Annotated in this window: 21 protein-coding genes; 18 read left to right on the forward strand and 3 right to left on the reverse strand. The window is 56.6% G+C overall.

The features are described 5' to 3' along the window. Nucleotides 1–47: 47 nt before the first annotated feature. The 13 genes from HMPREF0183_RS04295 (at nt 48) to HMPREF0183_RS04350 (ending at nt 16,708) form a co-directional block, all read left to right on the forward strand. Nucleotides 48–395, forward strand: coding sequence for an ArsR/SmtB family transcription factor (locus HMPREF0183_RS04295; protein WP_005883167.1), 348 nt, complete (start codon nt 48–50; stop codon nt 393–395). After that, nucleotides 392–1,531, forward strand: coding sequence for an MFS transporter (locus HMPREF0183_RS04300; RefSeq protein WP_005883169.1), 1,140 nt, complete (start codon nt 392–394; stop codon nt 1,529–1,531). Before HMPREF0183_RS04295 ends, HMPREF0183_RS04300 begins: the two co-directional genes overlap by 4 nt. A gap of 91 nt (nt 1,532–1,622) precedes the next feature. Further along, the gene (locus HMPREF0183_RS04305) at nt 1,623–3,419 is read left to right on the forward strand and encodes an ABC-F family ATP-binding cassette domain-containing protein (protein WP_005883171.1); all 1,797 of its coding nucleotides are present in this window, start codon (nt 1,623–1,625) and stop codon (nt 3,417–3,419) included. A 1,055-nt stretch (nt 3,420–4,474) separates the two neighbouring features. Next, nucleotides 4,475–4,615 (forward strand): hypothetical protein, encoded by a 141-nt coding sequence (locus tag HMPREF0183_RS13215; protein ID WP_245527105.1) that lies wholly within the window; start codon nt 4,475–4,477, stop codon nt 4,613–4,615. 227 nt (nt 4,616–4,842) lie between these two features. Continuing rightward, nucleotides 4,843–5,604 (forward strand): ABC transporter ATP-binding protein, encoded by a 762-nt coding sequence (locus HMPREF0183_RS13485; protein WP_156798128.1) that lies wholly within the window; start codon nt 4,843–4,845, stop codon nt 5,602–5,604. Next, the gene (locus HMPREF0183_RS04320) at nt 5,601–7,022 is read left to right on the forward strand and encodes an FtsX-like permease family protein (protein ID WP_005883177.1); all 1,422 of its coding nucleotides are present in this window, start codon (nt 5,601–5,603) and stop codon (nt 7,020–7,022) included. The genes HMPREF0183_RS13485 and HMPREF0183_RS04320 overlap by 4 nt, the downstream gene beginning before the upstream one ends. Before the next feature lie 321 nt (nt 7,023–7,343). After that, nucleotides 7,344–8,690, forward strand: coding sequence for a sensor histidine kinase (locus tag HMPREF0183_RS04325; protein WP_050775342.1), 1,347 nt, complete (start codon nt 7,344–7,346; stop codon nt 8,688–8,690). Further along, nucleotides 8,687–9,391: a response regulator transcription factor gene (locus HMPREF0183_RS04330; protein ID WP_005883181.1), complete on the forward strand. Its 705-nt coding sequence runs from the start codon at nt 8,687–8,689 to the stop codon at nt 9,389–9,391. Before HMPREF0183_RS04325 ends, HMPREF0183_RS04330 begins: the two co-directional genes overlap by 4 nt. Nucleotides 9,392–10,367: 976 nt before the next feature. After that, complete coding sequence (locus tag HMPREF0183_RS04335) at nt 10,368–12,338, forward strand: class III lanthionine synthetase LanKC N-terminal domain-containing protein (protein ID WP_040348018.1); 1,971 nt, start codon at nt 10,368–10,370, stop codon at nt 12,336–12,338. Then, nucleotides 12,271–12,900: a lanthionine synthetase C family protein gene (locus HMPREF0183_RS04340; protein WP_005883185.1), complete on the forward strand. Its 630-nt coding sequence runs from the start codon at nt 12,271–12,273 to the stop codon at nt 12,898–12,900. Before HMPREF0183_RS04335 ends, HMPREF0183_RS04340 begins: the two co-directional genes overlap by 68 nt. Nucleotides 12,901–12,902: 2 nt before the next feature. After that, the gene (locus tag HMPREF0183_RS13380) at nt 12,903–13,037 is read left to right on the forward strand and encodes a hypothetical protein (RefSeq protein ID WP_005883187.1); all 135 of its coding nucleotides are present in this window, start codon (nt 12,903–12,905) and stop codon (nt 13,035–13,037) included. A gap of 132 nt (nt 13,038–13,169) precedes the next feature. Beyond that, the gene (locus HMPREF0183_RS04345) at nt 13,170–15,011 is read left to right on the forward strand and encodes a prolyl oligopeptidase family serine peptidase (protein WP_005883189.1); all 1,842 of its coding nucleotides are present in this window, start codon (nt 13,170–13,172) and stop codon (nt 15,009–15,011) included. Continuing rightward, complete coding sequence (locus HMPREF0183_RS04350; protein ID WP_005883190.1) at nt 15,008–16,708, forward strand: ABC transporter ATP-binding protein; 1,701 nt, start codon at nt 15,008–15,010, stop codon at nt 16,706–16,708. Before HMPREF0183_RS04345 ends, HMPREF0183_RS04350 begins: the two co-directional genes overlap by 4 nt. A 638-nt stretch (nt 16,709–17,346) precedes the next feature. Here the strand turns inward: HMPREF0183_RS04350 and HMPREF0183_RS04355 are convergent. Both HMPREF0183_RS04355 and HMPREF0183_RS12055 read right to left on the reverse strand, forming a co-directional pair. Then, nucleotides 17,347–18,369, reverse strand: a complete 1,023-nt coding sequence (locus HMPREF0183_RS04355; protein ID WP_005883192.1) for a hypothetical protein — start codon at nt 18,367–18,369, stop codon at nt 17,347–17,349. Between the two features lie 32 nt (nt 18,370–18,401). Further along, nucleotides 18,402–19,208: a DeoR/GlpR family DNA-binding transcription regulator gene (locus tag HMPREF0183_RS12055; RefSeq protein ID WP_005883194.1), complete on the reverse strand. Its 807-nt coding sequence runs from the start codon at nt 19,206–19,208 to the stop codon at nt 18,402–18,404. A gap of 370 nt (nt 19,209–19,578) precedes the next feature. Between HMPREF0183_RS12055 and HMPREF0183_RS04365 the strand changes: the two genes are divergently transcribed. Beyond that, nucleotides 19,579–20,214 (forward strand): ATP-binding cassette domain-containing protein, encoded by a 636-nt coding sequence (locus tag HMPREF0183_RS04365; protein ID WP_005883196.1) that lies wholly within the window; start codon nt 19,579–19,581, stop codon nt 20,212–20,214. 54 nt (nt 20,215–20,268) lie between these two features. Here HMPREF0183_RS04365 and HMPREF0183_RS04370 read toward each other — a convergent pair whose 3' ends face one another. Then, entirely contained in the window at nt 20,269–20,778 is a 510-nt protein-coding gene (locus HMPREF0183_RS04370; protein ID WP_005883198.1) for a MarR family winged helix-turn-helix transcriptional regulator, read from the reverse strand. Between the two features lie 202 nt (nt 20,779–20,980). Here HMPREF0183_RS04370 and HMPREF0183_RS04375 point away from each other — a divergent pair, with 202 nt between their 5' ends. The 4 genes from HMPREF0183_RS04375 to HMPREF0183_RS04390 all read left to right on the forward strand — a co-directional run bounded on the left by HMPREF0183_RS04375 (nt 20,981) and on the right by HMPREF0183_RS04390 (nt 26,199). After that, nucleotides 20,981–22,072, forward strand: coding sequence for a BMP family lipoprotein (locus HMPREF0183_RS04375; RefSeq protein WP_040348021.1), 1,092 nt, complete (start codon nt 20,981–20,983; stop codon nt 22,070–22,072). A gap of 73 nt (nt 22,073–22,145) precedes the next feature. Continuing rightward, nucleotides 22,146–23,720, forward strand: coding sequence for an ABC transporter ATP-binding protein (locus tag HMPREF0183_RS04380; protein WP_005883202.1), 1,575 nt, complete (start codon nt 22,146–22,148; stop codon nt 23,718–23,720). Beyond that, nucleotides 23,717–24,925 carry an ABC transporter permease gene (locus tag HMPREF0183_RS04385; protein ID WP_005883205.1) on the forward strand — a complete coding sequence of 403 codons (1,209 nt, stop codon included), beginning with the start codon at nt 23,717–23,719 and terminating at the stop codon, nt 24,923–24,925. The genes HMPREF0183_RS04380 and HMPREF0183_RS04385 overlap by 4 nt, the downstream gene beginning before the upstream one ends. Continuing rightward, nucleotides 24,922–26,199, forward strand: a complete 1,278-nt coding sequence (locus HMPREF0183_RS04390; RefSeq protein ID WP_005883206.1) for an ABC transporter permease subunit — start codon at nt 24,922–24,924, stop codon at nt 26,197–26,199. The genes HMPREF0183_RS04385 and HMPREF0183_RS04390 overlap by 4 nt, the downstream gene beginning before the upstream one ends. The last annotated feature ends 8 nt before the right edge of the window (nt 26,200–26,207 follow it).

A 26,207-nucleotide genomic window follows, 5' to 3' on the forward strand; every position in this document is an offset into this window, starting at 1 on the left:
TGCAGGAAATCTTGCACGATGACTTGTGAATCAACCTAGGAGGCGACGTGACACCACCTCGGACATACACCCACCCAGACGCCGACGACCTGGTTCTTGCTCGTGTGTTGTATGCGCTCAGCGATCCGGTTCGCCTAGAAATGGTCAGGCGGTTAGCGTCTGTGGAGGAAGCCGACAGCCTAGATCTGGCCGATGACCTTCCTCGCTCGACGCTGACGTATCACACGCGTATCTTGCGCGAGAACGGTGTGACGTTTACTCGATCGCAGGGCCGTTCGTGCCTTATTTCTTTGCGCTTTGATGATGTGGAAAGGCGGTTTCCGGGTTTACTGAAGTCCCTCATTGTGTCGCTGGAAGAGGAGCGTGCTGGCCAAGGAGGGGTGGATCGCGCGTGATAACGAAGCTGTGGCCATACGTTCTTGGCAGTGTTGTGCTTGGTCTGGACGCTTACGTGATCGCCGGGCTGTTGCCCACGATCGCAACTGATCTTGATGCCACTGCGGGAATGGTTGGGATCGGTGTGGCCGGGTTTACCGCCGCGTATGCTGTCGTCGGTCCGATCTTGGCTGGGGCGGCCGGAAGAAGTGCGTCCCGGTCGTTATTTCTCGCGCTTGTCGTGTTTGTGATTGGCAATGTCGGGTCGGCGATTGCGGTATCTGTCGGTCTGTTTATTATTTCCCGTGTCGTTGCAGGGGCGGCTGCAGGTATATTCTCGCCGCTCTCGTCATCCGTGGCGGCAGCTTCAGTTCCTGCTGAGCGAAGGGGGCGTGCGTTGTCCCTCGTTTTGGCAGGTTTGGCGTGTGGAACGGTGTTTGGAGTCCCGGTGGGGCTACTTGTTGCGCACGCGATGTCATGGAGGTGGACCTTTGGTCTGATTGCCGCAGTGGGGCTTATAGCAACGATCGGAATATCTATGCGTGGCAAGAGCGGTATCGCGGATGTTGCTGCGCCATCGCTTCGGGCCCGTCTAGTCACACTTACCCGAGGACCCAATGTGGTGACAATGCTAGTGACGCTTTTGACGGGTGTATCTTCGCTTGGGCTGTACACATACTTTTTGCCACTGCTGGATGGGCTGGGGCTCAGTCATCACAAGATGTGGCTAATTTGGGTGTGGGGAATCGGCGGCGCGGTCGGTGCCCTCTTGGTGGGACGTGTGGTTGACGCAGTGCCACGCCCCTTGATGGTGACGGTGTTTATTACGGCTTTGTTGGCGGTAACCTTTGCGCTACTCGGCTGTAACGTGTCCATTGTTGTTACTGTCACGTGCGTCTTCGCGTGGGGTGTGCTCGGTTGGTCGTCTCTAGCGCCACAACAGCACACGTTGATTACGGCGAACCCGGCCGATGGTACAACCGCAGTTGCGGCTAATGCTTCGGCAAACTACTTGGGCTCTGCGCTTGGTGCTGCGGGCGGTGCAGTTTTTATTGACACCGGTGTTGCAGGTGCGGGTTTGGCACATTTTGCGGTAGTTCCGGCTGTTATTGCATGCATTCTGCAACTTTTTCGCACCCGGATGGCGCGTGCTTAAGTGCGTTGCGTGTTCAATGCCTGGCAGCCGCATGGATACAGTCGCAGTCGGAAGTAATCTAGGTATGACGTATCTATAGAAGGGACCGTGCGTGCACCTGTTAGGCGCTGAATCGATCAGTCTGTCCTACCCCAACCGGGTCGTTCTTGACGACGTGACCGTTGGGGTGTCTGCGGGGGACCGCATTGGGATCGTGGGGCGCAACGGTGACGGGAAGTCCACGCTCATTCGGATTCTGTCCTCTGATTTACCGCCGGACTCCGGCCGGGTAACCTCCCGAGGTGGCACCCGGATTGGGTACTTGCGTCAAAGTGACGTTTTGGGGGAGTCTGCCACGGTGCGCCACGCGGTGGTAGGCGACGTTCCCGACCACGAATGGGCCTCGGACGCCGAGAAACGCGACGTGATCCATGGGCTTTTGGGTGACCTTCCGCTCGATACTCCCACTCATAGCCTGTCTGGGGGACAGCGACGCAGGGTCGCACTTGCGGCGCTTCTGGCTCAACCGTGGGATGTGCTCATTTTGGACGAGCCCACCAACCACTTAGACATGACGGGTGTGCGGTGGCTGGCGGAACACGTGAAGAAGCGGTGGCCAGCCGGGCAAGGTGCGTTCTTGACCGTCACCCACGACAGGTGGTTCCTCGACGAGGTGACGACCCGCACGTGGGAAGTCCACGACGCCACAGTGGATGCCTACGACGGCGGCTATGCGGCATATGTTCTGCAACGGGTCGAACGTGACCGGCAGGCACAGGCGGAAGAAGCTAAACGCCAAAACTTGATGCGAAAAGAACTCGCGTGGCTTCGCCGAGGTGCCCCCGCCCGCACGTCCAAACCCAAGTTCCGTATTGATGCGGCGAACGCTTTGATCGCAGGCGAGCCTCCTGTGCGCGACACAGTTGAACTCGTGTCCATGGCAACTTCGCGGCTGGGTAAAGATGTTTTTGAAATGGTGGGTGCCTCGGCGGCGTTTGCCACAGATGACAATCCCGAGGTCGTTCGCACGGTCATCGAACCGACCGACTGGATCGTGGGGCCCGGCGACCGGATTGGCATTTTGGGTGCAAACGGTGCTGGAAAATCCACGCTGGTAGGCCTCTTAACAGGGCGAGTTGAACCCGCCTCGGGCAGGGTGAAGCGCGGTAAGACCGTGCGCGTGGCTTTACTTGACCAGCAGTTACGAGAACTTGACGATGTCCAAGACGACTTTGTGCGCGAAATCGTGGGGCGCAAACGCGAAGTGCAGACCGTGCAAGGGGAGCTGACGCCTAGCCAGCTCCTTGAGAAGCTGGGCTTGGGAGGCGTTCTCAAGTCGCGGGTGAAGGACCTTTCAGGTGGTCAGAAGCGCAGGCTTCAGCTGTTCATCGTCCTCATGGATGAGCCGAACGTTTTGATTCTTGACGAGCCCACGAACGACATGGACACCGACATGCTCGCTGCCGTGGAAGATCTGCTCGATCAGTGGCCGGGCACGCTCATCGTCATTTCGCACGACCGCTACTTCACGGAACGCGTCACTGACTACCAGTACGCGGTACTCGGCGGGCACGTGCGTCACCTGCCCGGCGGAGTCGATGAGTATCTACGGCTTCAACAAGAGCCCGACGCTTCGTTGCCGCGGAAGGCCTCTGCTGGAGCAGAAGAGGCTCCGGAAGTGAGCTTGTCGGGTGCCAAGTTGCACGCCGCTCGAAAGGAGATTGCCTCGATCGAGCGTCGTGTCGAGAAGATCAGTGGCCAGATTGAAAAGGTCCATGAACGGATGGCCGCCTATGATCAAAGTGACTTCGAAGGGCTCCAAAAGTTCACAGGTGAGATCGACGCCCTGAGACAGGAAACGGATGATCTCGAAGCTCGATGGCTCGAGCTCTTGGAGGAAATTGAATAGTTAATACCACATGTGTTGACGGCTCACTCCTGACCGGTTGGAAGCGTGACAGCTAGTCCGTGGTTGTGCCCAGTGACCGGGAACAACCGAGTAGCATGACTCTCACGAGGGTGTTGTCCACAGCTCAGCGGGCGGGAGCAGTCGTCGCATATAGAATAGGGGCATGACAAACTCGGACCCGTCGCCCTCCTAGAACACCGCCCAAGCATCACATGTGACTAGTCCCAGGCTGTCGTACTCCGCACGTGCCCGGACCCGTGAAGCTAGTGGTACAACGGCGGAGCAATTTTCTCAATGAGCGAGGAACTTGTAGGTCTAGTATGCAACACGTTGCGCAACGCGGTCTCGTCGCGTGATCGTTGATCCGAGTCAGGGATTAGGCGGTATGTAATTGTAAGTTCACTTAGTCCACTACATCGCTCGGGTAGCCCCTGGAGGACGTGGCGACCGAGCGGCATCCAGTTAGAACGTATCGGCAACTCTTCGCGCGGACGGCCGTGGCAAACTCGGCATCATGAGCCGCAGGCGCTGACACGACGCGTGAGGACGGGCGCGGTCGAACTTCTCCTGAGTCAATGCCCACTGAACGGCGGGTTATGCCGGGGCCTGCTTCGAAGATGTTGGTTTGCGCCGAGGCTATTGGTCCACTTTCTCTTGATCCATCGCCAGCAACAAATCACACCACGATGGATAGGACAGCCGAGCTCCGTAGGTAGCCTCCGGATACCGCCCCGCTCGATGCGCCCATCACGGCGATCACGGTCTGAGGAAGTTCCTGGTCTCTGGGTTGAGCACATAACATGGTCGTTCATCTTGTGTGGCAGCCCTCCCTTAGTCAGACAAACCGAGGACCGCGTGCGCTACCCAACGCTTGCCGGGGTCCGCGATAGCGGAGCAAGACACTTCTGGGTCGTATCTCCCATATTCGCAACGAGCTGCGCCGCCTCGGCATTAGGACCATCATCCCAGACGGGCGAGACCAGAACGCCGCCAGGAAGTCTAGAGGCAGTCATGGCGGTCATTCTCCCGGCATGGGCGCCCACAGTGGACGGAACGTGATCGAGCGGTTTCTCGCCCTGGCCATTCAATGGCGCGGTATCGCCACTCACTTCGACAAGCGCGCGATCACCTACCGTGCTGGCGCAACTCTTTGCGCCATCCTCATCTGGAAGCGCCCATTGGGAGACACGCCCTAGTCAGTGGGCCGGCTACTCCCGCATAAGCCCCGCCGGGCGCGACCTGGTGCTCGGAAACTGGTGGCCACAGCCACGCTTGCAGCGATCCGGAGGCCGCGGAAATCGTTACAACTGTCATCACCCGTGGTCAATCGACGTGTGACGGTGGCGAGATGAGACGAAGCTTGGGAAGTTGTACACAGCAGGCCATGTACTGCCAGATGTTAGAGAAAGGGTGCTCACTCACAATGTACGCAACAACAGCGACTGCCGCCGTGCAGGCGAGGTCTGTCAACCTTTCAGCCGGGAACACTAGGATTCTACGAGACTGCTCGGTAACAATCCCGCAGAGAGGTCTGACGTCCATAGTCGGACCGAGTGGCGCCGGAAAAACGTCACTCCTATACTGCCTGAGCGGACTCGATCAGCCAGACACAGGGCAGATCCTTGTGGGTCAAACCGACATCTATAGCCTGCGTAGCGAAGCGAGAGCAAAATTCCTGAGGGAGAACGTTGGATTCATATTCCAGCAATACAATCTGATCCCGTACTTAACCGTCGAAGAAAACATTACGCTACCCTCAACTATGGCCCACAGGAAAATGGATCATGGTTTCCTAACCCATACGATGGAAACGTTTGGATTGCTTGAGAAACGGAAAACTCGGGCAAGTCTACTTTCAGGTGGCGAGCAACAGCGGGTTGCGCTCTGTCGTTCGATCGTACTATCGCCCGCTGTCATTTTCGCAGACGAGCCGACTGGTGCTCTTGACTCAAGAAACTCGGCACTGGTCCTGCAGTCTCTCGGAGACTTGGCTTCCCAAGGTGCGACGATCGTTATGGTTACGCACGACGTCGATGCTGCTGCACTCGCAGACAGAGTCGTATTCATGCACGACGGAACCGTAACAAATATCTCTTCGAATCAAATCAGCCCAAATGAAATATCATCCGTTCTTCGAGGCGAATGGGGAAGCACTACGGAGCAACGGGGAAGTGCGAAGCCATGACACGCTATATTTGGAAAATCTTTGCCAGTGACGCGAAGAGTTGGATTCCAACGATATTTGTCGTGGCTATAGTGACTGCTCTTATCGGGGCTTGCATTAACCAGTTTATCTGGACGAACAGCAGCCCCTTTCAAGTTGCTGCCGCGAATGCGAAACTCGATCCGAGTGAGTTTTCAATGGTATCGGTTACCATCTACATCCTGATTGCTGTTGTGGCCGTCTTTACACTCACGGTAATTGGTGCCGCTACCGTAGACCGCACCCGTCAAACCTTCTCCCAGTGGCGCCTAGCCGGAGCCAGCCCTCGTCAGGTGCGCGGCGGGCTTTGGCTTCTTTTGGGGCTATCGAGCGTCATTGGAGCTGTGCCGGGAGCGGTTCTTGGGGCCTTTTTGAGCACAGAGGCTGTTCCACTATTTAACGAGATGGCAGCCGAAAGTTTCCCAGACGGAACCGGCAACTTTAGCGCGCCGCCCTTCTCTCCCTCTGCCGTGGCCACGATTTTGTCGTTCCTCATTGGAGTCGTCACCTGCGTAGCTGGAGCAGTCGTGCCAGCTAGACGCGCCTCGAAAGTAAAGCCCGTTGAGGCAATACGTGGCGTGGCAGCGGTCACAGGACGGCACAGGGTGCTCAGATGGATAGTCGGTTTGATCATGCTGCTTATCGCGGTCTTCCTCGCATTCAGCAGCTCACTCATGCCCCAGAATACTGATATCGGTGTTGAAGCCGGCAATATGGTCAACTCAGCGATCATGGCGGGGCTCGTGGCGGCGTTTGGGGCCCTCCTCCTAGGCTCCGAAATCATCTCCATCGTGCTGGGTAGTATCCGAATGTTGCTTCGGCCCATTCCGGGCACAGCTATCGCACAGGTGGCCGTTAAGCAAGCGAACGCCCGAGCGACATTCAACGCGAATATGATCGCTCCTCTCGGTGCCGCAGTGGGCCTAAGCGTCGTTATGTTCACCACGCTACGTTCCTACCAAAGGACGATGGCGGCCGAAGGGTTTGCCCTCACGAATCCCAACTACACAGACACAGCACTCATGACCGGCCTATTTTGCCTTGCCGCTTTGTTGACCAGCATCGCAGTTATCTGTCTTTCAGGACGAGATTCCGTATTGGAGCAAGGCGCCTTGAGGACAGCAGGGCTCACGCCACATCAAGTCCTGGCTCTCCTAGTCTGGCAAACTTTCCAGCTGACAGTTAGTACAATCATCATCGCGTTGATCCCGGTACTCACCACGAGCGCCGTCTTGGTGGCCAGGTCTACATTAATCGCTGGAACCTCAATGCTCTCAATCCCATTACTCCATTTTATCGCCGCAGCATTTGTATGCTGGCTTGCGCTATTCCTCGTTCAATGGGTGCAGTTGGCTCCATGGCTGTGCCGTAGTCCCGCGGTTAGCCTAAGGAGGGCTTGACGTGATGGGCACACCGAAGTCATACTGCTCGCCAACTGAGGCGACTCCGGGTGGCTCAGGTAGCTCTGGGGTCTTCGTCTCACTCATGCTGGGGATGCTCCTCTGTCTTCTCGGTGTCCAGCGCGCCTGGGCATTGAGAACGAGTGACAACCATTGGAAGAGCGGAGCCGCTGCCGCAGCTTGGACGGGGGTGCCAGTTGTCTCCGATTGTCTGGATTGTGCTGATTATATTCGGTACCGTTTTGTTTACGATTTCCGCGCTACCGTTCGGTGAGCTCGCGAAGTATGTGTGACCAGACCAACTATGAGGGAGCACCACAAGTGCCTTACGAGCAGCGCCAGAATCCAGTAAAGGAGACGACCGCACGCTACTGGCAGGTGCTCGGCGAGTGGCTGTCGCAGTCGGCAGTGCCTCCCGGCCGGCCATCTGCTGGCCTCATCGCAGGCGTGATCATCTGTTCCAGTTACCAGACCTTCTTTATTGCGCGTCTTCTGTTCGTCGGTACGCCCGCGGATGGCACCGCCTTCCACCTCAGTGGCGTCTGGTACGGCGCGATAGTGCTCGCCGTGGCTGTCATTGGCTCCGCTGCTGTCCTGATAGCCTCATCTCGCGCTCCACTTACAGTGCTGGGGGTTGAGTGTGTCTTACACGTTGTGGGCTCGGCTCTTGGAATGGCGAACTATTTTGTTTTCCCTCTGTTATTCGCTCTGTTTAGCTGCATCACCAGGTCATTGGCGTGGATTGCCGCAACTGGGATTCTGACGGTCCTTGTCGCGATGGCCGCCAGCTCTCTCATAGTCGCACGTCCGGGAACCTTCGGTGCCGAACTCGTGGGCCAACTCATCACTGCGGCCGCCTTCGCTGCCGTTGGAATTGCGACCCGCAGCGTCCGTGCGTGGCGTAGCTCAAGTAGAAGGGTTCGCACTGCGCAGGCCCAGGCTCAACATTACGAGTACGAAAGAGATGAGGCCATCGTTCGGGCACGCATTGCGGAAGAACTGCATGATAGCGTCGGCCATGGTTTAACCACCATCGCCGCGTTGGCTGAAGGACTAAGTGGCGTGACCGGTGACGCCCGGTTCGACGAGGTATTAGACGGCATCAATCAGGTAGCGCGCGAAAGCCTGGAAGATACCCGTCGCGCAGTACATCGGCTTTCAGCAGCTACTCACGTATCCGAATGCCTCGACGTCGCACATATCGAGACGGGAGCCATCGTCGATGCAGGAAACGGTGAGAGCCGGTTCCGGTACCGTCACTGGGACGACATAGTACCGATCCTCGACCACGTACGGTCCCTCGGCGTGACCGTCATATTTACAGAAACCGGACGTCGTCAGGAACACCTGGAACACTCGCATCTGTGTTTTTCGATTACCCGAGAAAGTCTGACTAATGCCATACGCCATACCACTTGTCTCGAGCGCGTGACCGTGTCATGGGACCATTCAGAAAAAGCAACACGCATTACTGTGAGGAACGACGGAGTTGAGCGGTCGCTACCGTCGCGAGTCGGCTCCCAGCACGCGCCCGGGACCGGGGTCCGGAGGTTGCGACGACAGGTTGAGCAAACTGGGGGTTCTCTATCCTCTGGCTACGAAGACGATGCGGACTGGGTACTAGTGGCCGACGTTCTAGTTCCCGACAAGGAGGTCGGTCACCCATGAAGGATTCAACTATGACCGCAATGCACCACCGGACGTTGAAGGTTATGATTGTTGACGATCAGCGGCTAGCTCGCACCGGATTCTCCTTGATGCTGGCGAAGACGGGAGCGGTCAACGTGATAGCGGAGGCCTCCGATGGCCAGCAAGCAATTCAGGTGCTGGATTCGCGCTACCGCAGTCGCGACCCCCTCCCCAACGTCATACTCATGGATGTTCGGATGCCAGTTATGGACGGCATCGAGGCAACCAGACGCATCACGATCGATTACCCCAGCGTAAAAGTACTCGTACTGACGACTTTTGACGAGGATGACTATGCGTTCGGAGCACTCGCCGCAGGCGCTTCGGGCTTTCTACTCAAGGATGTTCGAGCCACCCAGCTTGCCACGGCGTTGCAGGCTGTGGCGCAGGGGGACGCGATCTTGACTCCACGCATCACGCGCCAAGTCCTCGAACGTGGCATAGTTAGGGCTTCTTCCGCTGGCGAGAAGCGCGCCCGGCAAGCGCAGTTCGCACAATTAAGCCCTCGCGAATTCGATATTGCACGTTTAATAGCCGATGGCCTTTCAAATGCTGAAATAGCGCAGAAACTCGTTCTTCAGCCGGCATCGATCCGCCGAAATGTAAGCCGAATCTTGGCAAAACTGGAACTCCGCGATCGGGTACAGATCGCTGTCGAATGGTATAAGTCAGGCATGTGACTTCTGTCCCCTGCGTCTATGTTGCAACCGGCTACAAAGGCGAGCCGCCGAGTTACGCCATGCCTATCCGATACGAATATCAACATTGTAGGTACGCAATGAAACTCCGTCCCGGGGAGTGACAAGTTGAGAGTATTCTCTCGACCCCACATTCCTCGACTTCGTCACTTACGACTCGCGTACCCGTCATGTTGCGCCTAAGGTCTACGCCGGCAACGGTCTGCCCTGGTAAGGAGCTCAGGCACAACTGTGAGCACCGTCAGAGCAGGATCTGGTCCGTAGCTTAGGGCTTCCTGAGACCGGCCTCAGCCATAATCACACCGGCGCCTACCGATCTCGGTCATGAGACCACTAGGAGGGGCTCGCCCAGTGGCCATCTGGAAAAGGGCTAATGACACTCCTCTTGCGCTTGGCGCATACTCGCTACGCTTCGAGATGGAAGCCCCATTCCCCGGCATGCCCCGTATCTTCAACACGTGGGATGGTGCGAGACGACCGGCACCGAGCTGAGCCAGGTGGCGCACGACAACCTGCGCTAACCGACCCTGCTCTCCTATCGGGAGAGATCCGAATCATTTCAGTGCATTCGTGCCCTGCTGAAACGCCCGCAACGACTTCAAGTATCTGCGCTCAATATCGACGCGCTCACAGGCGTGCTGGTCACAAACAGCCGTGGACGCTACACCGTGTCATCAATCGTTCATCATCGTGCCTGATGGGCCAGCAAGCAGACAAGGGCCATCGTCGACATGGGGCCGCGCCCTCGCCGTTCACTCTCTTGGCGGGACAGACGACGGTAGCTAGACGAACGCGGGTTGGGGCGGAGGCACTGGGTTCCCATTGGGTCAATCCCGCTTCAGACTGTCATTTCGCGATGACAGTTCCAGCCATCTCCTGGTCTAGCTACTGCACGCGTGGTGAGCTTGCAACAACAGGGAATTCACAGCGGAGCCATAAACGACGAGGAGGTCATCTCGTGCCAATCGATCTGAGATATGTGCCGTATTGCCACCCGGAGTTCGCATTTTACACTCCGATTGATAACGCACCGTCAGCGCGCTTGGACTCGAACGTGGTGATTCCCAGTTCATGGGAGATCATCAACGGTCAACCTTGGACTCACGCCAAGCCTCGGAACGTCGACCTGCCGCGCCAGGGCTGGAAAGTGCACGTTTCTGCCACACTGGCCAACAGAGAGCATGTTCTCGAGACCGTAGCAACATTCTGCGTTGACCGCGAGATTTCCTTCAAATATCTCTCGACGCACGCTGATTATCTTGCCTTGAACGGCAAATACACAAACCGCGGTTCTGCCGGAAAATTCGTGACGATCTATCCGTGCGATATCGATCAGTTCGAAGATACGTTGCTGGGTCTCGAAGACTGCATTGGAGCAGAGGAGGGACCCTACATCCTTTCTGATCGGAAATGGGGATCGGGCCCCGTCTTCTACCGCTACGGTGCTTTCTTGCCACCCGAGCAGCCTACTCAGTTCGAGAGCACGCTGATCGACCCACAAGGCAACGTAGTGGAAGACGTACGGCGACCAATTTTTACCCTGCCCTCATGGGTTGAAGAGCCAGCATTTGTCAAGGAGAGGAAACAGAACGCCGCCATTGATGCGCAGTTCCCCTTCGACATGAAGACTGCCCTACACTTTTCCGCCGGAGGTGGCGTCTACGTTGCCGAAGCAAACTCCTCTGAGTATGTGCCAGAAGGAACGCGTGTAGTCCTGAAGGAGGCAAGGCCCTTTGCTGCGCTCGATACAGAAGGCAAGGACGCGGTCGCACGCCTCCGGCATGAACACCGCGTACTTTGTGAACTTGCACATACGTCATATGTGCCTCGTACATACGCGCTTTTCAAGGCATGGGACAACTTGTACCTGGTAATGGATTACGTAGACGGCTCAAGCCTAAAACGTGAAACGATGCTTCGAACACCAGTACTTAAGCCCGCTCCGTGGAAGCTAGAAGATGCAGCTTTCAATACATGGCTCACAGGTGTGGTGCAGGAGACCGACAAAGCAGTCCAAGCTTTTCACGAGGCAGGATGGCTTCTAGGCGACATTCACCCGAAGAACATTGTTCTGGAGGGAGGCACACGACCGGTCTTTATCGATTTCGAATTCGCACATCCGGTGGACCCTGACTGGCGCATAGGTCAAGTCGCACCTGGGTATGGACCCCGTAAGGGTTTATCGGGGAGCGACGCCGACCTGTGGTCACTGGGAATCACGCAGTTGGACATGGTCCTCCCTCAGGCTACGACAGCAGATCAGGGCAATGAGGGGCTTTTATACAGGCTCCTTGACGAAGCAGATCAGGAGTTGTCGCTCCCAGCGAGCGTGAGTCATTCGATCTCCCAAAAGCTTCCTACCGACGATGACGGAGGGGAGCAACAGACGTTGCAGGCTGCACCGCTGGACACGGTTCTGAATCTCCTGGTGTCAGGCGTTGAAAGACACATTAGGTTTACCGATGACAGCCCAGCGTTGCCAGGAGACATTGAACTCTTCGGCCGGGGAGGCGTGGAGGCGGCACTCTCATACCCGTACGGGATCGCGGGAGCTCTCGCCGTCACAGCGAAAGCCGGGCGTCCGTTAGACCAGAGGTATGTCGAGCTCTCCGTCCCGTGGATCGAGAAGAACCTTTCGCACGTGAGCACACCAGGATTCCGGGGACGGGATGGCCTCGACTACGGCCTCCGGCAGGCCGGAATGCGCGAGCTCGCCTTGGAGGTTTCATCGTTATCTGTCGCGGACCCCGTCGACCCCACGTATTGGTCGGGTTGGGCCGGATTAGGGCTCAATGCCCTGTCGTCGAACGAAACTGACAAGGCTCTCAGAGCCTCTGCAGGCCTCAGGCGGATGTTGCGTGATGGGCTACACCACGGAGTCAGCAGGTCTCCTGTATGGATGGTCCGGCGCGGCTATTTTCTGGTCTGAGCTCTACAAGAGGTCAGATCAAGAGGGTGAACTTGTAGACCTGGCTAAAGAGGCCATTGATCGCGAATTGCGCCGGTGCTCGCTGACGCAGAACGGAACCGTCGAGTACGACGAAGGATGGCGGACACTTCCGTACCTGGGTACGGGATCGTGTGGTATCGCCCTGGCGATTCACGAGCTTAGAGCTGCAACTGGTACGGATCTTTACGAAGACGAGTACCGCAAATTAATACGCGCGTGCACGTACTACCAATGTGCGCAAGGCACGTACGGATACGGGTTGGCAGGGTTTGCGACAGTGCTGAATCGGGCCAAGGCCTCACTGTCGCCTGATGCAGCCATGGCACTAAAGAAGGCCCCAGATACGTTGCGGCTCTTCCTTGTACCAAGGGATGGCTCTGCCTTCGTCAGGGGCAACCAAGGCCTCAAGCTTTCATGTGACTTCCTGACCGGGTCGTTGGGAGTAGTCGCGGCGCTTTCCGCACTACGAGGCGACTGGTCAGGGGTTCCGTTCCTCCCCGGGGGCGGAAACGACGCGAATGAACGAGAGGAGGTGTATTAGTCATGATGGAGCAGATTCTGAACTTTCAGACCATGTCCACCGATGGTGAGCGTGAGGACTTCGCTCGGGTGAGCACGTTGAGCTTCAACGGACCGTGCCCCGGTCTGCCGAGCGCTTTCACCTACAGCAACTGCTGACCCAACTGGTTGGGTGGCGACTGTAAGGCTGCCCTTGCAGTCGCCACCCTAACTGTCGCACGACGATTTGCACTGGGTCTTAGAACACGGTTTTCAGCACCATCAGTACAGATCGTAAAATGAAGGAGTCCTGTGAGCAGAATCGAGATTCCTAGTTTCTGCGTCGATGCGCGCGAGCTTCAGCCTGTTCTCAGCCCGCTTGTAGAAGAGTTGAAGGCTTTCGAAATAACGTCGCAATCGGTCCGGCCTGACGACCGAGGCGACGCGGCTTCTAAAAAGCCGAAGGTATCACCTGCTGTTGTTGGTGGACGCTTACTTTTGCGGATCGCTGACGAGGGCTCTACACGTGAGATTGTGTTGCCGGATGTGAGCGTACATCGAATAACCGGCCTTGTGGTGAGCACAGAGAACACCCTTGTAGCCGCAGTCCAGCAAGCAGTCAATGGTGACGACTTCGAATTGTACATATTTGATATTTCCGGAGAATCAGCTAAGACCCTCACCCAGAGCTCTAGCTCGGGTCGAGTCGTGACTCAGCTCGGCTCGAATATCGCGTGGCTGGAGCGCAATACAGCGCGGCACCCGGTACGACTTGTCATGTGCGATGAACAGGGGCACCGGTCCACACTCATTGAGATGACTGAGCCCGATCGGTGGCTGTCACTTCAAGCCGTGGACCCGGAGTTGCTTGTAGTCGCCGGCCACGGGCCGGATGGGACCGAACACTTCGTCATTGACATTCGTTCACGCGAGACCGTTAAGAGATTCCACTGCAGGCTAGATCCAGATGACTGTATTACCGCATGTGACGGATCTGTATGGACCATCGATTCAACTCGCAGGCTACTTCTCCGATGGGCAATGGATGGTACGCAATGGACAGACGCAAGCACGCCGCTGCCTCCGGGCTTCCTTCCGACCGACCTAAATTCCCGTGGCGGCGTGCTCTGGGCAGCAGGCCGGGTTGATGGTCGTGCCGCCGTTTGGATCCCACAGCTCGGTAGCGATAGTGTCTGGACGGCACCTCCGAGCGGCATCATCCGACTCATTGAAGTCCGCGACGGTTGCCCAGAGTTTATCGTTTCTTCCCCCATTCATCCTCCGGAACTTGCCAAAGGTTCCGACGGAGGCGCGTGGAGGCGCCCTCTTGCCGGTTTGCCCGGGGTATCTGCCCTTGAGGTTCGAGACATACCTGGCAGGCCCGCTGCCGTGGGTGCGACCCTTTTCTTCCAACAAATTCGGGCGCGGGAACTTCACTCTTGCCCTGTGCTGGCTCTCGTGTATGGGGCATATGGCCTTCCCAACGAAGGCGCTTTTGACCCTCAGCTCGCGGCGCTACTGACCTCGGGCGTCACTGTGGCCTTCTGTCATGTGCGCGGCGGAGGAGAATACGGGCCCTCATGGCACAAGGCCGGCAAAGGCGAAAAAAAGCAAAATAGTCTCGACGATTTCGTCGCGATCCTCGAGCATCTACGAAGCCAAGGACTCTGCGAGCCGACCCGGATCGGAGCAAGTGCGTCCAGCGCGGGCGCGCTAGTAGCGGCTAGTGCGGCCGTGGAACATCCAGATCTCATCGCGGCGGTGTATCTAAACCACCCATTCTTAGCTCCTGAGGTCCTCTCACACTGTCCTGGTGGCGTGTCTGCACCCATCGACTGGGACGAGTTCGGAGATTCAACGATCATCGGTCATCCAGTGCTTTCCGCGCTGATGAAGGCAGAAGAGGCGGTGCATCGGTCTGGGCGTCCCAAGGTGTGGATCACCGCTGGAGTGTCTGATCGCAAGGCACCTCTCTCGTCAGTTATTGAGTGGGCTGAAGCGTACTCCGACATCGCAGGCGACATGGATGTCATCTTGGATCTCAAGGACGGAGGGCATACCGCGCCCAGAGACCAGACGAGGAGTTGGCTGCCGATTGCATGGGTTCGGCAACAACTGACCGCGCCGGTCCCCACGGAAGGAGCGCCCCGTTGACTCCAAGGCTTAAACGGGCAGCCAGGCCCGCCCAGAGGTTGAACCTCGTTCGTCATCAAAAGGGGCGGGTGGTCGTCGGCGGACTGCTGACCCTCGCTGGATCAGGCGTTACACTTCTTCAACCTCTTATAGCTGGCCAGGTGATATCCGCAGTTGAGAGACAGGTCAGTGTTTGGGGATACGTCCTCGTGCTGGTCGGAATTTTCTTTGTGCAGGTGGCCACCCAGGCCGGTGGACAGTATGCGCTGGAAGTCGCGGGAGAATCTTCATCCAGAGCACTCAGATCCGACGGAGTAAGGAGAGTCCTTCATGCGAGTATGGACGCTGTCTCTCGCTTTAGAAGAGGAGACTTCGTATCGCGCCTAGTGAACGACACCACGGCCGCTCAGGAATTCGTCGCCCATGGTTACATCGGCGTGATCCTCGGGGCAACGACTCTCCTTGGAGCCGTTATCTTCATATACTTGATCAGCCCCATATTGCTTGTGACTATCGTCTGCGTTTTCCTGGTGGCAGGAGTGGGAGCTTTCTTGGTCCTCTCCCAGCTCGAATGCGTAGCAACCCGTCGGCAACAGGCCTTAGCGTTGCTGACAGCGGACCTTGAAGGAACCTTGCAATCACTGCGAACTGTCAAGGTAACGAACGCTGAGACGCACGAGCGGGAGCATCTCAACAGCTCTATCGAGTCGGTATTCACTGCGGCAAAGCGTCAGGCGGCGCTCGGTGCAATCATCACACCAGCCGCCCAGTTAGCTGCGACGGGATCACTCATCGCTGGCGTCGTCATCGGAGGCGCACAAGTCGCGAGTGGACACCTCTCACTTGCGGGCCTCGTCTCCGTCCTCCTTTACTCCACCTCAATGGTTCTGCCCCTCGCCAATCTTATGAAGGGGTACTCCGCGGTCATGACGGCACGAGCATCTCTAACCAGGCTGGAGGAGGTTCAAAGCCTTCCGTCTGAGCGCGCACGGAGGGACGATATCCGGCCGCACGTGGTGGCGAAAACGACATCACCGGCTATTGAGTTCGACGACGTTTCCTTTCGATACTCGCCTGATGCTCCGGCGATATCATCGCTAGACCTGTCGATCCCACGAGGATCGCGCTGCCTGTTGATCGGGCCGTCGGGAGTAGGAAAGTCGACCATACTCAACCTGATCTCTGGCCTCTATGTACCGAGTGCTGGCTCGGTCCGGGTCTTTGGGGAGCAGATGTCAGCGCACACGGTCTCGGCGTTACGTGACCACATGGCCCTCCTCGAGCAGTCCGCGCCCGTAATGTACGGTTCGGTTCGTGACGCCGTTGCGTACACAACGCCTGCAGTCTCAGATGATCAGGTGTTAGGAGTTCTTCACACTGTGGGACTTCGAGAGAAGTTCCCTGACGCGCAATCCCTCGACACGCGGATCAACGATTCAGGCGAAAATTTGTCAGGGGGCGAGCGTCAGAGAGTTGCACTTGCGCGAGCGCTCTTGAGGCGGCCCGATCTACTCCTCCTAGACGAACCGACCTCAAGCTTGGACGCAGAAACCTACGCGATGGTAATGGACGCGCTTTATCAACTGCCAGAAGACATCACTGTCGTCATGGTTTCCCACGATGCGCGTCAAAGGGAGTGGGCCGACTACACAATCGAACTCGAGTTCGGAGGTGGCGTCAACGTCTCAAGTACAGCGGACCAGCGCACTGCCGGTTAAACGCCCCGACCGCGGAACACATAACGAATGCTCGTGTTCATACATAGGTAGGAGATCATCGTCGACTTGATATATATGGATTACACTGTGCTCGATCATGAGTTCTATGGGTCGCCACCCGCTCGGTTAGGTGGGTGACAAAAGCTCCTCATCGATGTGCATTCCGACTGGTCTATGTGGGCTACCGCCGAATTCGACGATGGCGACGCTATCGTACTACCTCCACGTTGCTCTCGGTCGCATTCCCAGTTCTTTGCACCTTGCGATCTAGCGAAATGCCACTCTTTACCCGTCGGTACTCAGCAACGCGACGGCATACGGTAGGGCCACACGCTTCACCTGTGCATCGCACCATCCTGCGGCGGTGAGCTCGCCGGGGACGACGACCTGATTACCCGGCTTGCTCGCGAACGCTACTGTGGAGTGGAGAAAGGTGACGATACCACATCTACCTTCTTGCTCCTTGCCTTCAGGCCGAACTAGACGGCCGATGGTGTCCTTCGCGCGTGAATGAGAGAACCCTTGACCTAGTCAGCTGCAACAGGCGATGTCAGGTCGGTTGCCGTCACACACTAATGGACTGCGTTAACGGCATCGTCGCTTCATCTGCAACCTCTCAATAGTTCAATCTACTCGAGCTATTTGGGGTTAATGGTGATTTGTAGCCTCCCGAGCTGGAGTATGATTGAGCCTGACGTTTTACTGGCGTACTGATGGTGAGCGAGGAATGTGTCGGAACGCTCTAAAACTCGTCTTAGAACGGCGTCCTCTTCCTCAATGGAAGCCTTAGAATTCTGTGCGCAAGCCAATGCTGTTCGGGCGTCCTTAACTGCTTTACGGTTAATCCGATGCCACAGGCGGGCGCGGTTACCGCGCGCTACACAATAAATCAGAGTGGGCATAACTGCGATAGCGAGGTCTATCACCATGACTATGATTAGGTACCACCAATGTTTGATTTCAACGTTTGCGTACACGAGTCCGTACCAACTGCTTCCCGTGAGAAAGAAGAAGGCACCAAGCAGTGGCCACCCGAACCGCATGGGGAACTTGATCAATGCCGACTTGTAGACCGCGAGAGATGTGCCGATCCATCGCCACATACCATTGACATCTGCAGCCGTGTCGAGACTTTTCGTGACTCGCGATGCGTCAACTTCTTTCGCTATATTCAATGAGTGGCGAGGCATGCTACTCTCCCACTCGTCCAAGCGTTCAGTCAAGAAGTCTGGGTTGAGACACCCCTGTCTGGGGTCGTCAGAATATTCCTTTGCTGCTGCTCGTATGGCGAATGGATTATCAACCAGTTCCGAAGGATCGCCGACTCTGTTCATGACCAAACGAAGAATCACGACCAGTGCGGCCTCTGCGGCGAGAAAGGCAGCGATGCCAGCGACCAGGTGCCGGAAGAGCGTGGCTCCACTCAATACTTCGTAGAAGACTGAAGCCGAGATGCTAACTAACGAGCCTGAAATTAGTGCACCTAGGGCGGGTAGAGCGACCGTCTGGTACTGATTGGCTGCCAGTCGAATGTAAGTGAATGTCTTGTCCTCGGGAGGGCGAATTGTGCCGACTGTGGCCAGCTCTACTATACCTGCGAGTAGTTGGGCGAAGAGGAGCAGTCCGCCAATGACAATCTGTGCGGTTGTGAAGTCTTCCATGGTGCATCCCTTCTTGTTTTATGCTGCTCATATCAGATTCTGTGGCGACGCTTTGAGAGTTCTCCTGTCGGATGTCGTGATTGACTAATGGCGAGCACTCGGTCGGAGTCCAGATAATTGAGTCGATTCTCATGAACACGCCTCGGCCTTAAGCCTCGCCAGTGGCTCGGGCCGATGCTATACAGGGGAACCCGTGGACGTTTCCCGTTGACGGACGACTCCTCGGCCTCGATGACTGTGACGCCAGCAATGTGTGCCTCTGCGGTGACCCCGGGGGTGCTTTGCGTCGTGATGATGGTGCCGAGGTCGGCGATGAAGGCGGAGCGGAGGGCGGCCGTGTGGTTGAACTTGTCGGCTGTTGAGGCCAGGAGAACTCGCTGGGCCGAGGCGAAGGCCTGATCATCGTGGTCGATGAGCCCGCCGGGGACGACGACCTGATTACCCGGCTTTCTCGCGAGCGTTGATGCGGAGTGGAGAGAAGCGGCCATCCCGGACTGGCCCTTGCCTGATAGCTCTTTGGCGATTGCGAGTGCGGTGGTGCCGTTGTCGATGAAGACACTCTCTCCTGGCTCGATGAGCTCGGCGGTGGCCATGGCCAGTGCCTGCTTGAGGTCGATGTCTGAGGCTTGCTGTAGAGCGAAGGCGTAGTCGGCTCCACGGTGAGGCATCGGGGCGGCGCATCCACGGATGCGGCGGATGGCGCCTTGGTCGGCAAGTTCGACGCGGTCTCGCCGGATGCTCACGGAACTTGCTCCTGTCATTTCCGCGAGTGCGTCAATGGAGCGCGGGCCGGAGTTTACCGTCTCAATGATCAATTTCTGGCGATTTGATCGTTGCATGTGATCATCCTGGCACGTACCTTGAGCGAATGGTACTAAAATTCAGGACAGGGCCTCGTGGCGTCGCCGGTGTCGGAGTCTTCTTCATCAGTAGCGGGGCGGTCTTCGCGACCCCTGTCGACCCGGTGCCCCCCGGGATGAGGTGTCCCGCGCTCGGTCGCCTCAGACACTGACATCCACGGAGAGGACACCTACTATGTCGACGCTGCTCATCGACTACGCGCAAGTGCTCGCGAAACTGTTCCTCGATACGGCGAAGGCAGAACTCGCTCACCGTGCCGATATGCCTGTATCTGTCTTCTGACAGCGGTACTGGGATCACCGTGAACCCTACGACCGCGGCCAGTCCTCCCGTGACTACTGGCAGACCGTGCAAGGGGAACTGACGCCCAGTCAGCTCCTTGAGAAGCTGGGCTTGGGAGGCGTTCTCAAGTCGCGGGTGAAGGACCTTTCAGGTGGTCAGAAGCGCAGGCTTCAGCTGTTCATCGTCCTCATGGATGAGCCCAACGTTCTGATTCTTGACGAGCCCACGAACGACATGGACACCGACATGCTCGCTGCCATGGAAGATCTGCTCGATCAGTGGCCGGGCACGCTCATCGTCATTTCGCACGACCGCTACTTCACGGAACGCGTCACTGACTACCAGTACGCGGTACTCGGCGGGCACATACGCCACCTGCCCGGCGGAGTCGATGAGTACTTTGCCCTGCAGCAGCGGGAGGGGGCAGCACCTCGGCACGCGCAAAAGCAGGAAGCGCCCACTGAGGACGCAAGCGGGTTGAGCCCTGCTGAACACCGGCGAATCACTAAAGAGGTGCAGGCCGTGACGCGCAAACTTGAGCGGATCGACAGCGAAGTTGCTCGGTTGGACAGCACGATCGCAGAGCACGACCAATCTGATTTTGAGGGGCTGGCTGAGCTGTCTGCGTCACGCAATGAGCTGCTCGAAGAGAAGGACGAGCTGGAACTGCAGTGGCTCGAACTGTCGGAGCAATTGGAATAGAGAAGTGCCTCGGGGGAGTGGGTCCACCCGAAGCACATTTATGTACGGCCTTTTCTAAATGCTTTTGCAGAGGGTTTTCGCGACCAGGTTGAGGTGATCCGTCATTTGACTGACCTCATTGCGGTGGGACTCTGTAATGGGTTCGAGAGCGCGACCCACCCGGCGGTAAAAGTCAACGGCTAAGTGCGCAGCTTTTTCCGTGTAGTACAAAACGATGCGGCGTTTGTCAGCGGCATCGCGGTCACGCACAATCAGTTCGCGTTCAGCCAGGCGCTCAAGGATCGACGTCAAAGTCGACGCAGAAAGCGACAAGTGCTCCGAAATGTACCCCGGCGTGACAGTGATGTCTTTATCGCTTGCGGTCATCACTGACATGAGCACATAAAAGTCCGCTTGGTTCAGATCGATTTCACGCGCGAAACGGGCGCCAACGAGGCGCAGAATCGTGCTCTGGCGAACGAGAGCATGGGTAAGCCCGGCGAGTTCATCATCGTTGATGCCTGGTGAAGGGAAATCGTCGGACCCCGTTATGGCAAAAAGTTCATTAAGGGAATCAGGCAACATACGGCAATCATATGCAATGCCTGATCAGAAGGTATATCTGTCTCAATTTAAAGGACATGTGAACATGGTGTGTCTTTTCAGTGAATCCGCTATTATTGGAACTGTTGTAAAGTTTGCCAGTTGCGCCAATGTGGCACGTGGCCCCCGCTGGTAGCCCTGACGGGGCGAAGGTTTCAGTGTGCCCAAAAGTTTAGGAGAAAAGGTGAAGCGTAAGTTTCTTGCTCCCGTTACCGCCATTTCAGTTATCACCGCACTAGCAGTTTCTGCGTGTGGCCAGGCTCCCGAAGAAGGCGGGGGCGACAAGCAGGCCTCAGATTTCAAGTCGTGCATCGTTTCTGATGCCGGTGGTTGGGACGACCGTTCCTTCAATGAGTCTTCCAAGGACGGTTTCGATCGTGCTGTTAACGAGTTCGGTTTGCAGAAGGGTGAAGCAGAGTCCAAGGATGACTCCGACTACGTCCAGAACGTTGACAACATGGTGCAGCAGGGATGCAACCTCATCTACGGTGTTGGTTTCAACCTGGCTGGTGTTCTCACCGACTCTGCAAAGCAGAACAAGGATGTTCACTACGCGCTGATCGACTCGACCTTCGCAGAAGCAGATGGAACCCCCGTTGAAGTTGAGAACGGCAAGCCACTCCTCTTCAACACCGCAGAAGCCGCATTCCTCGCAGGCTACCTGGCAGCTGGTACCACGGAAACTGGAAAGGTAGCGACCTTCGGAGGAATGCAGATTCCTTCGGTTTCTATCTTCATGGACGGCTTTGCTGACGGTGTGAAGAAGTACAACGAAGACAACGGCAAAGACGTCAAGCTCCTGGGTTGGGACAAAGAAGCTCAGAAGGGCTCATTCTCTGGTGACTTCGACAACCAGTCGCAGGGTCAGGCCCTGACAGAACAGTTCCTGTCACAGGGTGCAGACATCGTCATGCCGGTTGCTGGTCCGGTTGGACTGGGTGCCGCTGCGGCAGTCGCTAAGGACGACAAAGCACGCCTCATCTGGGTTGACGCTGACGGTTACGAAGCAATCCCTGACTACAAGGACCGTGTTCTGACCTCGGTTGTGAAGCAGATTGCAAACGCTGTGTACGACACCACCGTTGAGTCCAAGGACGACAAGTTTTCGTCTGAACCATACGTCGGAACGCTTGAAAACGAAGGTGTGGGACTTGCTCCGTACCACGACTTCGAAAGCAAGATCGATGATGAACTCAAGTCAAAGGTTGAAAACCTGAAGCAGGACATTATTGACGGCAAGATCAAGGTCGAAACCCCGAACGCGCCTACGAAGTAATTCCATAGCGATACCCGGTCCGGAACTGTTCCGGCCCGGGTATTGTTGTGCTTGAGCCCTGTGAGGAGACACCGTGCAACTTGAATTACAAGGAATTACTAAGCGATTCGGGTCGTTTACTGCTAACGATTCGATTGACCTCACCCTTAAACCCGGCGAGATTCACGCTCTGCTTGGTGAAAACGGTGCAGGTAAATCTACGCTTATGAACGTCTTGTACGGGCTGTATGAACCCACAGAAGGATCAATCTTTCTTGACGGGAAGCCCGTAAAGTTTTCCGGCCCCGGCGACGCTGTCGCCGCTGGTATCGGAATGGTGCACCAGCACTTCATGCTTATCCCTGTTTTCACGGTTGCCGAGTCGGTTGCCTTGGGTTACGAACCAACTAAGGCGCTGGGACTTCTCAACCTTGACGAGGCTCGGTCCAAAGTGCGCGAAATTTCGGAACGGTTTGGGTTCGATATTGACCCGGACGCCGTTATCGGTGATTTGTCCGTGGGAGCGCAACAACGCGTAGAAATCATTAAAGCGCTGTCCCGTGACGCTCAAGTCTTGATTTTGGATGAGCCCACTGCAGTTCTGACACCACAAGAGACCGATGAACTCATCGAGATCATGCGTCAGCTCAAAGAGCAGGGCACGTCGATTGTGTTCATTACTCACAAACTTCGTGAAGTCCGCGCCGTAGCTGATGCGATCACCGTGATCCGCCGCGGAAAAGTCGTCGGTACAGCTTCACCTGAATCGACCGAATCCGAGCTCGCTGGTTTGATGGTGGGGCGTGACGTCAACCTCACAACCGATAAGCAGGATGCACAAATTGGCGATGTGAAGTTCGCCATCAAGGACCTCACGGTTCTAGACAAGTCAGGGTTCCCAGCGGTCAAAGACATTTCATTTGAAGTGCGTGCCGGTGAGGTGTTAGCAATCGCCGGTGTGCAGGGGAATGGTCAGACAGAACTGACAGAAACCATCATTGGCCTTCGAACACCGGCACAGGGATCCATATCGCTTGGCGGAAACGAACTCGTGGGCACATCGGTGAAACACCGTTTGGACGCCGGAATAGGGTACGTCCCAGAAGACCGGTCCACAGACGGCATGATCAAAAACTTCTCGATCCGCGAAAACATGATTCTCGACTGGTACAACCGCCCGCCATACTCACAAGGGCTTGCGCTGAAGCCACAGGTTATTCGCGAAGAAGCTGCGAAGAAAGTCGAAGAGTTCGACATTCGGCTCGGAACAATTGACGACCCAATTTCCACTCTGTCTGGTGGTAACCAGCAGAAAGTCGTTTTGTCGCGAGAGTTGGGACGTGAACTTAAGCTCTTGATTGCCTCTCAACCCACTCGAGGTCTTGACGTTGGGTCAATCGAGTTCGTGCACAAACGCATTATTGCGGAACGCGACGCAGGTACTCCGTGCATTATCGTGTCCACGGAACTCGACGAAGTTCGTAACCTTGCTGACCGTGTTGCGGTTATGTACCGGGGAAGCATCGTGGGGATTGTCCCTGCTGATACCCCGCGTGACGCGTTGGGCCTCATGATGGCTGGAGCGTCGGAAGAAGAAGCTATGGCTCGCGTCGCTGATGGATCAGCAGTGACGGAAGTCAGTGAGGCAGCGCAGGAGGACATCGTATGAGCGCGCCCGTAAAAGAAAAGAAGACAGAAGCGCAATCGACACCACAGTCACCTTCGGTCATGCGGCAGATTGTGACCGGGACGTTCGGTGTATCAGTCTTGTCGATTGTTCTTGCGCTTGTGTTTGGGGCATTTCTGATCGCGTTCGCCAACCCAGACGTACAGCGAGCCGCGGGGTATTTTTTTGCCCGCCCCACTGACCTGCTGTACTACGCATGGACGTCCGTCAGTGAGGCGTATGTGGCGCTTTTTCGTGGAGCGATCTTTGACTGGCAAGCGAATTCATTCACCCGCATGATTCGTCCTATAACCGAATCGCTCGTGCTGTCCACCCCACTCATCTTCACTGGTTTGGGAATTGCCTTGGCGTTTCGGTCTGGTCTGTTCAACATCGGTGGACAGGGACAGGTGATTCTTGGAGCCGTAACTGCTGGTTTTGTGGGTTATGCGATCAACTTGCCGCCGGTGATTCACCTTCTAGTTGCGCTTGTAGCCGGAACGCTAGCGGGCGCTGTGTGGGCAGGAATCGCAGGTGTCCTCAAAGCACGCACAGGTGCCAACGAAGTGATCGTGACAATCATGCTCAACTCGATCGCTGGATTCCTTCTGGCATATCTGCTCAAACAAGCGTGGTTTAGGCAAACAGGTTCAGCGAACCCCATCACTACGGAGATCCACAGTTCTGCGGCATTGTTCCCGCTTCTCCCGGCTCCTTTCCGTCTGCACTTCGGTTTCCTGATCGCGATCGCCGCCACCGTGCTCGTGTGGTGGATTCTGGAACGATCAACGATTGGTTTTGAGTTCCGCGCAGTGGGGTCAAACCCTGAAGCATCCCGCACAGCAGGTATTTCTGTTCAGCGCGTCACCATTCTGGTGATGGCGCTTGCCGGTGCACTCGCCGGTTTGGGCGGCGCGGCTCACGTGCTGGGAACTGAAATGAAGATTACAGGCGGTATTGCCGGGCAGATCGGGTTTGACGCGATCACGGTAGCGTTGCTTGGGCGGTCCAGGCCGCTTGGTACGTTCTTTGCCGGTTTGCTGTTTGGTGCTCTGAAGTCCGGTGGGTATCTCATGCAGGCACAGACTGGAACGCCCATCGACATCGTTTTGGTTGTGCAGTCAACGATCGTGCTTCTGATTGCGGCACCGCCGCTGGTCCGCGCGATCTTCCGTCTGCCAGCGCCCGTTGCTAAGGAGGCTGCATGAACACCCTAACTAAGGAAGCACAAATGCCTACGGCTCTGCAGCCCGTTGAGTGGAAGTACCCCATTGTCTACGGCGTTTTGGCTCTTCTGTCGCTTTTCGTGTTTGGGTTCGGGGCGCCTGGTGACGCTCAGACGACGTTCGCGTTTACCGCACCTGATGCGTTCATCTCTCTCCCAGATCTGGTGGTAGCTTCGAAGATTACTGCGATCGTGGTGGGTGTCATTCTCTTGGCACTTGCCGGTTTCAGTTTGTGGGCTACGCGTGCCCGGGCCGAGGTGGGAGTATGGCTCCCGCTGGCGTTCGGAGTTTTGTTTGTGTTTGCGTTCTTGACATGGGCCGGTGCGGGCCGAGGTGTCATTGCAACGACCTCGTTGTTGGCTGGTGGCCTGGCGCTGTCCGTTCCGCTGATCTTTGGTGCCATGTGTGGTCTAGTTGGGGAACGTTCTGGCATTATCAACATTGCGATTGAGGGTCAGCTTTTGGCTGGCGCTTTCCTTGCAGCAGTGGTTGCCAGTGTTGCTAAGAACCCGTACGCAGGTCTGGTTGCAGCGCCACTGGCAGGGGCCATTGTGGGTGCAATCCTGGTGTTCTTTGCCGTGAAGTACTGGGTGAATCAGATCATTATTGGTGTTGTTCTCAACGTGCTCGTGGTGGGTCTGACTAACTTCTTGTTCTCGACTCTTCTCACGCAGAACCAAGAGCTGTGGAACACGCGCCAGGCGTTGCCGGCTTTACCTATTCCTCTGTTGAGTGAAATCCCGGTGCTTGGCCCCGTGTTCTTTAAGCAGAACATTTTGGTGTACCTCATGTATGTGGTTGTCATTGTTCTGCACGTGGCTGTGTTCCACTCCAAGTGGGGCTTGCGGATGCGTGCAATCGGTGAACACCCACGGGCTGCCGACACGGTGGGTATTCACGTCAACCGTGGACGTGTTCTGAACACGATCTTCGCTGGTGCGATCGCAGGTCTTGGTGGTGCGTTCTTTACGATCGGCTCAGGTTTGGCTTTCGGTAAAGAAATGACTGCCGGTCAGGGGTACATCGCTTTGGCCGCAATGATTTTGGGTAAGTGGAACCCATTTGGAGCGCTGTTCGCAGCGGTTCTGTTCGGGTTCACCAAGAACCTGGGTAACTCGCTTTCCGCGATCGGAGCACCTATTCCGCAGGACCTTCTGTTCATGTTGCCGTATATCGTGACGATCTTTGCGGTTGCAGGGTTCGTTGGGCAGGTTCGCCCACCTGCCGCAGAAGGTATCCCATACTCCAAGCAGTAAAAGAGGTC

Origin of the sequence: Brevibacterium mcbrellneri ATCC 49030, from assembly GCF_000178455.1 — a bacterium.
Taxonomy (GTDB): Bacteria; Actinomycetota; Actinomycetes; order Actinomycetales; family Brevibacteriaceae; genus Brevibacterium; species Brevibacterium mcbrellneri.

Coding starts and splice junctions, on each gene's coding strand:
- HMPREF0183_RS13485 (WP_156798128.1), top strand. CDS start 4,843: ATGTACGCAACAACAGCGACTGCCGCCGTGCAGGCGAGGTCTGTCAAC.
- HMPREF0183_RS04320 (WP_005883177.1), top strand. CDS start 5,601: ATGACACGCTATATTTGGAAAATCTTTGCCAGTGACGCGAAGAGTTGG.
- HMPREF0183_RS04330 (WP_005883181.1), top strand. CDS start 8,687: ATGAAGGATTCAACTATGACCGCAATGCACCACCGGACGTTGAAGGTT.
- HMPREF0183_RS04340 (WP_005883185.1), top strand. CDS start 12,271: ATGGGCTACACCACGGAGTCAGCAGGTCTCCTGTATGGATGGTCCGGC.
- HMPREF0183_RS13380 (WP_005883187.1), top strand. CDS start 12,903: ATGATGGAGCAGATTCTGAACTTTCAGACCATGTCCACCGATGGTGAG.
- HMPREF0183_RS04355 (WP_005883192.1), bottom strand. CDS start 18,369: ATGGAAGACTTCACAACCGCACAGATTGTCATTGGCGGACTGCTCCTC.
- HMPREF0183_RS12055 (WP_005883194.1), bottom strand. CDS start 19,208: ATGCAACGATCAAATCGCCAGAAATTGATCATTGAGACGGTAAACTCC.
- HMPREF0183_RS04370 (WP_005883198.1), bottom strand. CDS start 20,778: ATGTTGCCTGATTCCCTTAATGAACTTTTTGCCATAACGGGGTCCGAC.
- HMPREF0183_RS04385 (WP_005883205.1), top strand. CDS start 23,717: ATGAGCGCGCCCGTAAAAGAAAAGAAGACAGAAGCGCAATCGACACCA.
- HMPREF0183_RS04390 (WP_005883206.1), top strand. CDS start 24,922: ATGAACACCCTAACTAAGGAAGCACAAATGCCTACGGCTCTGCAGCCC.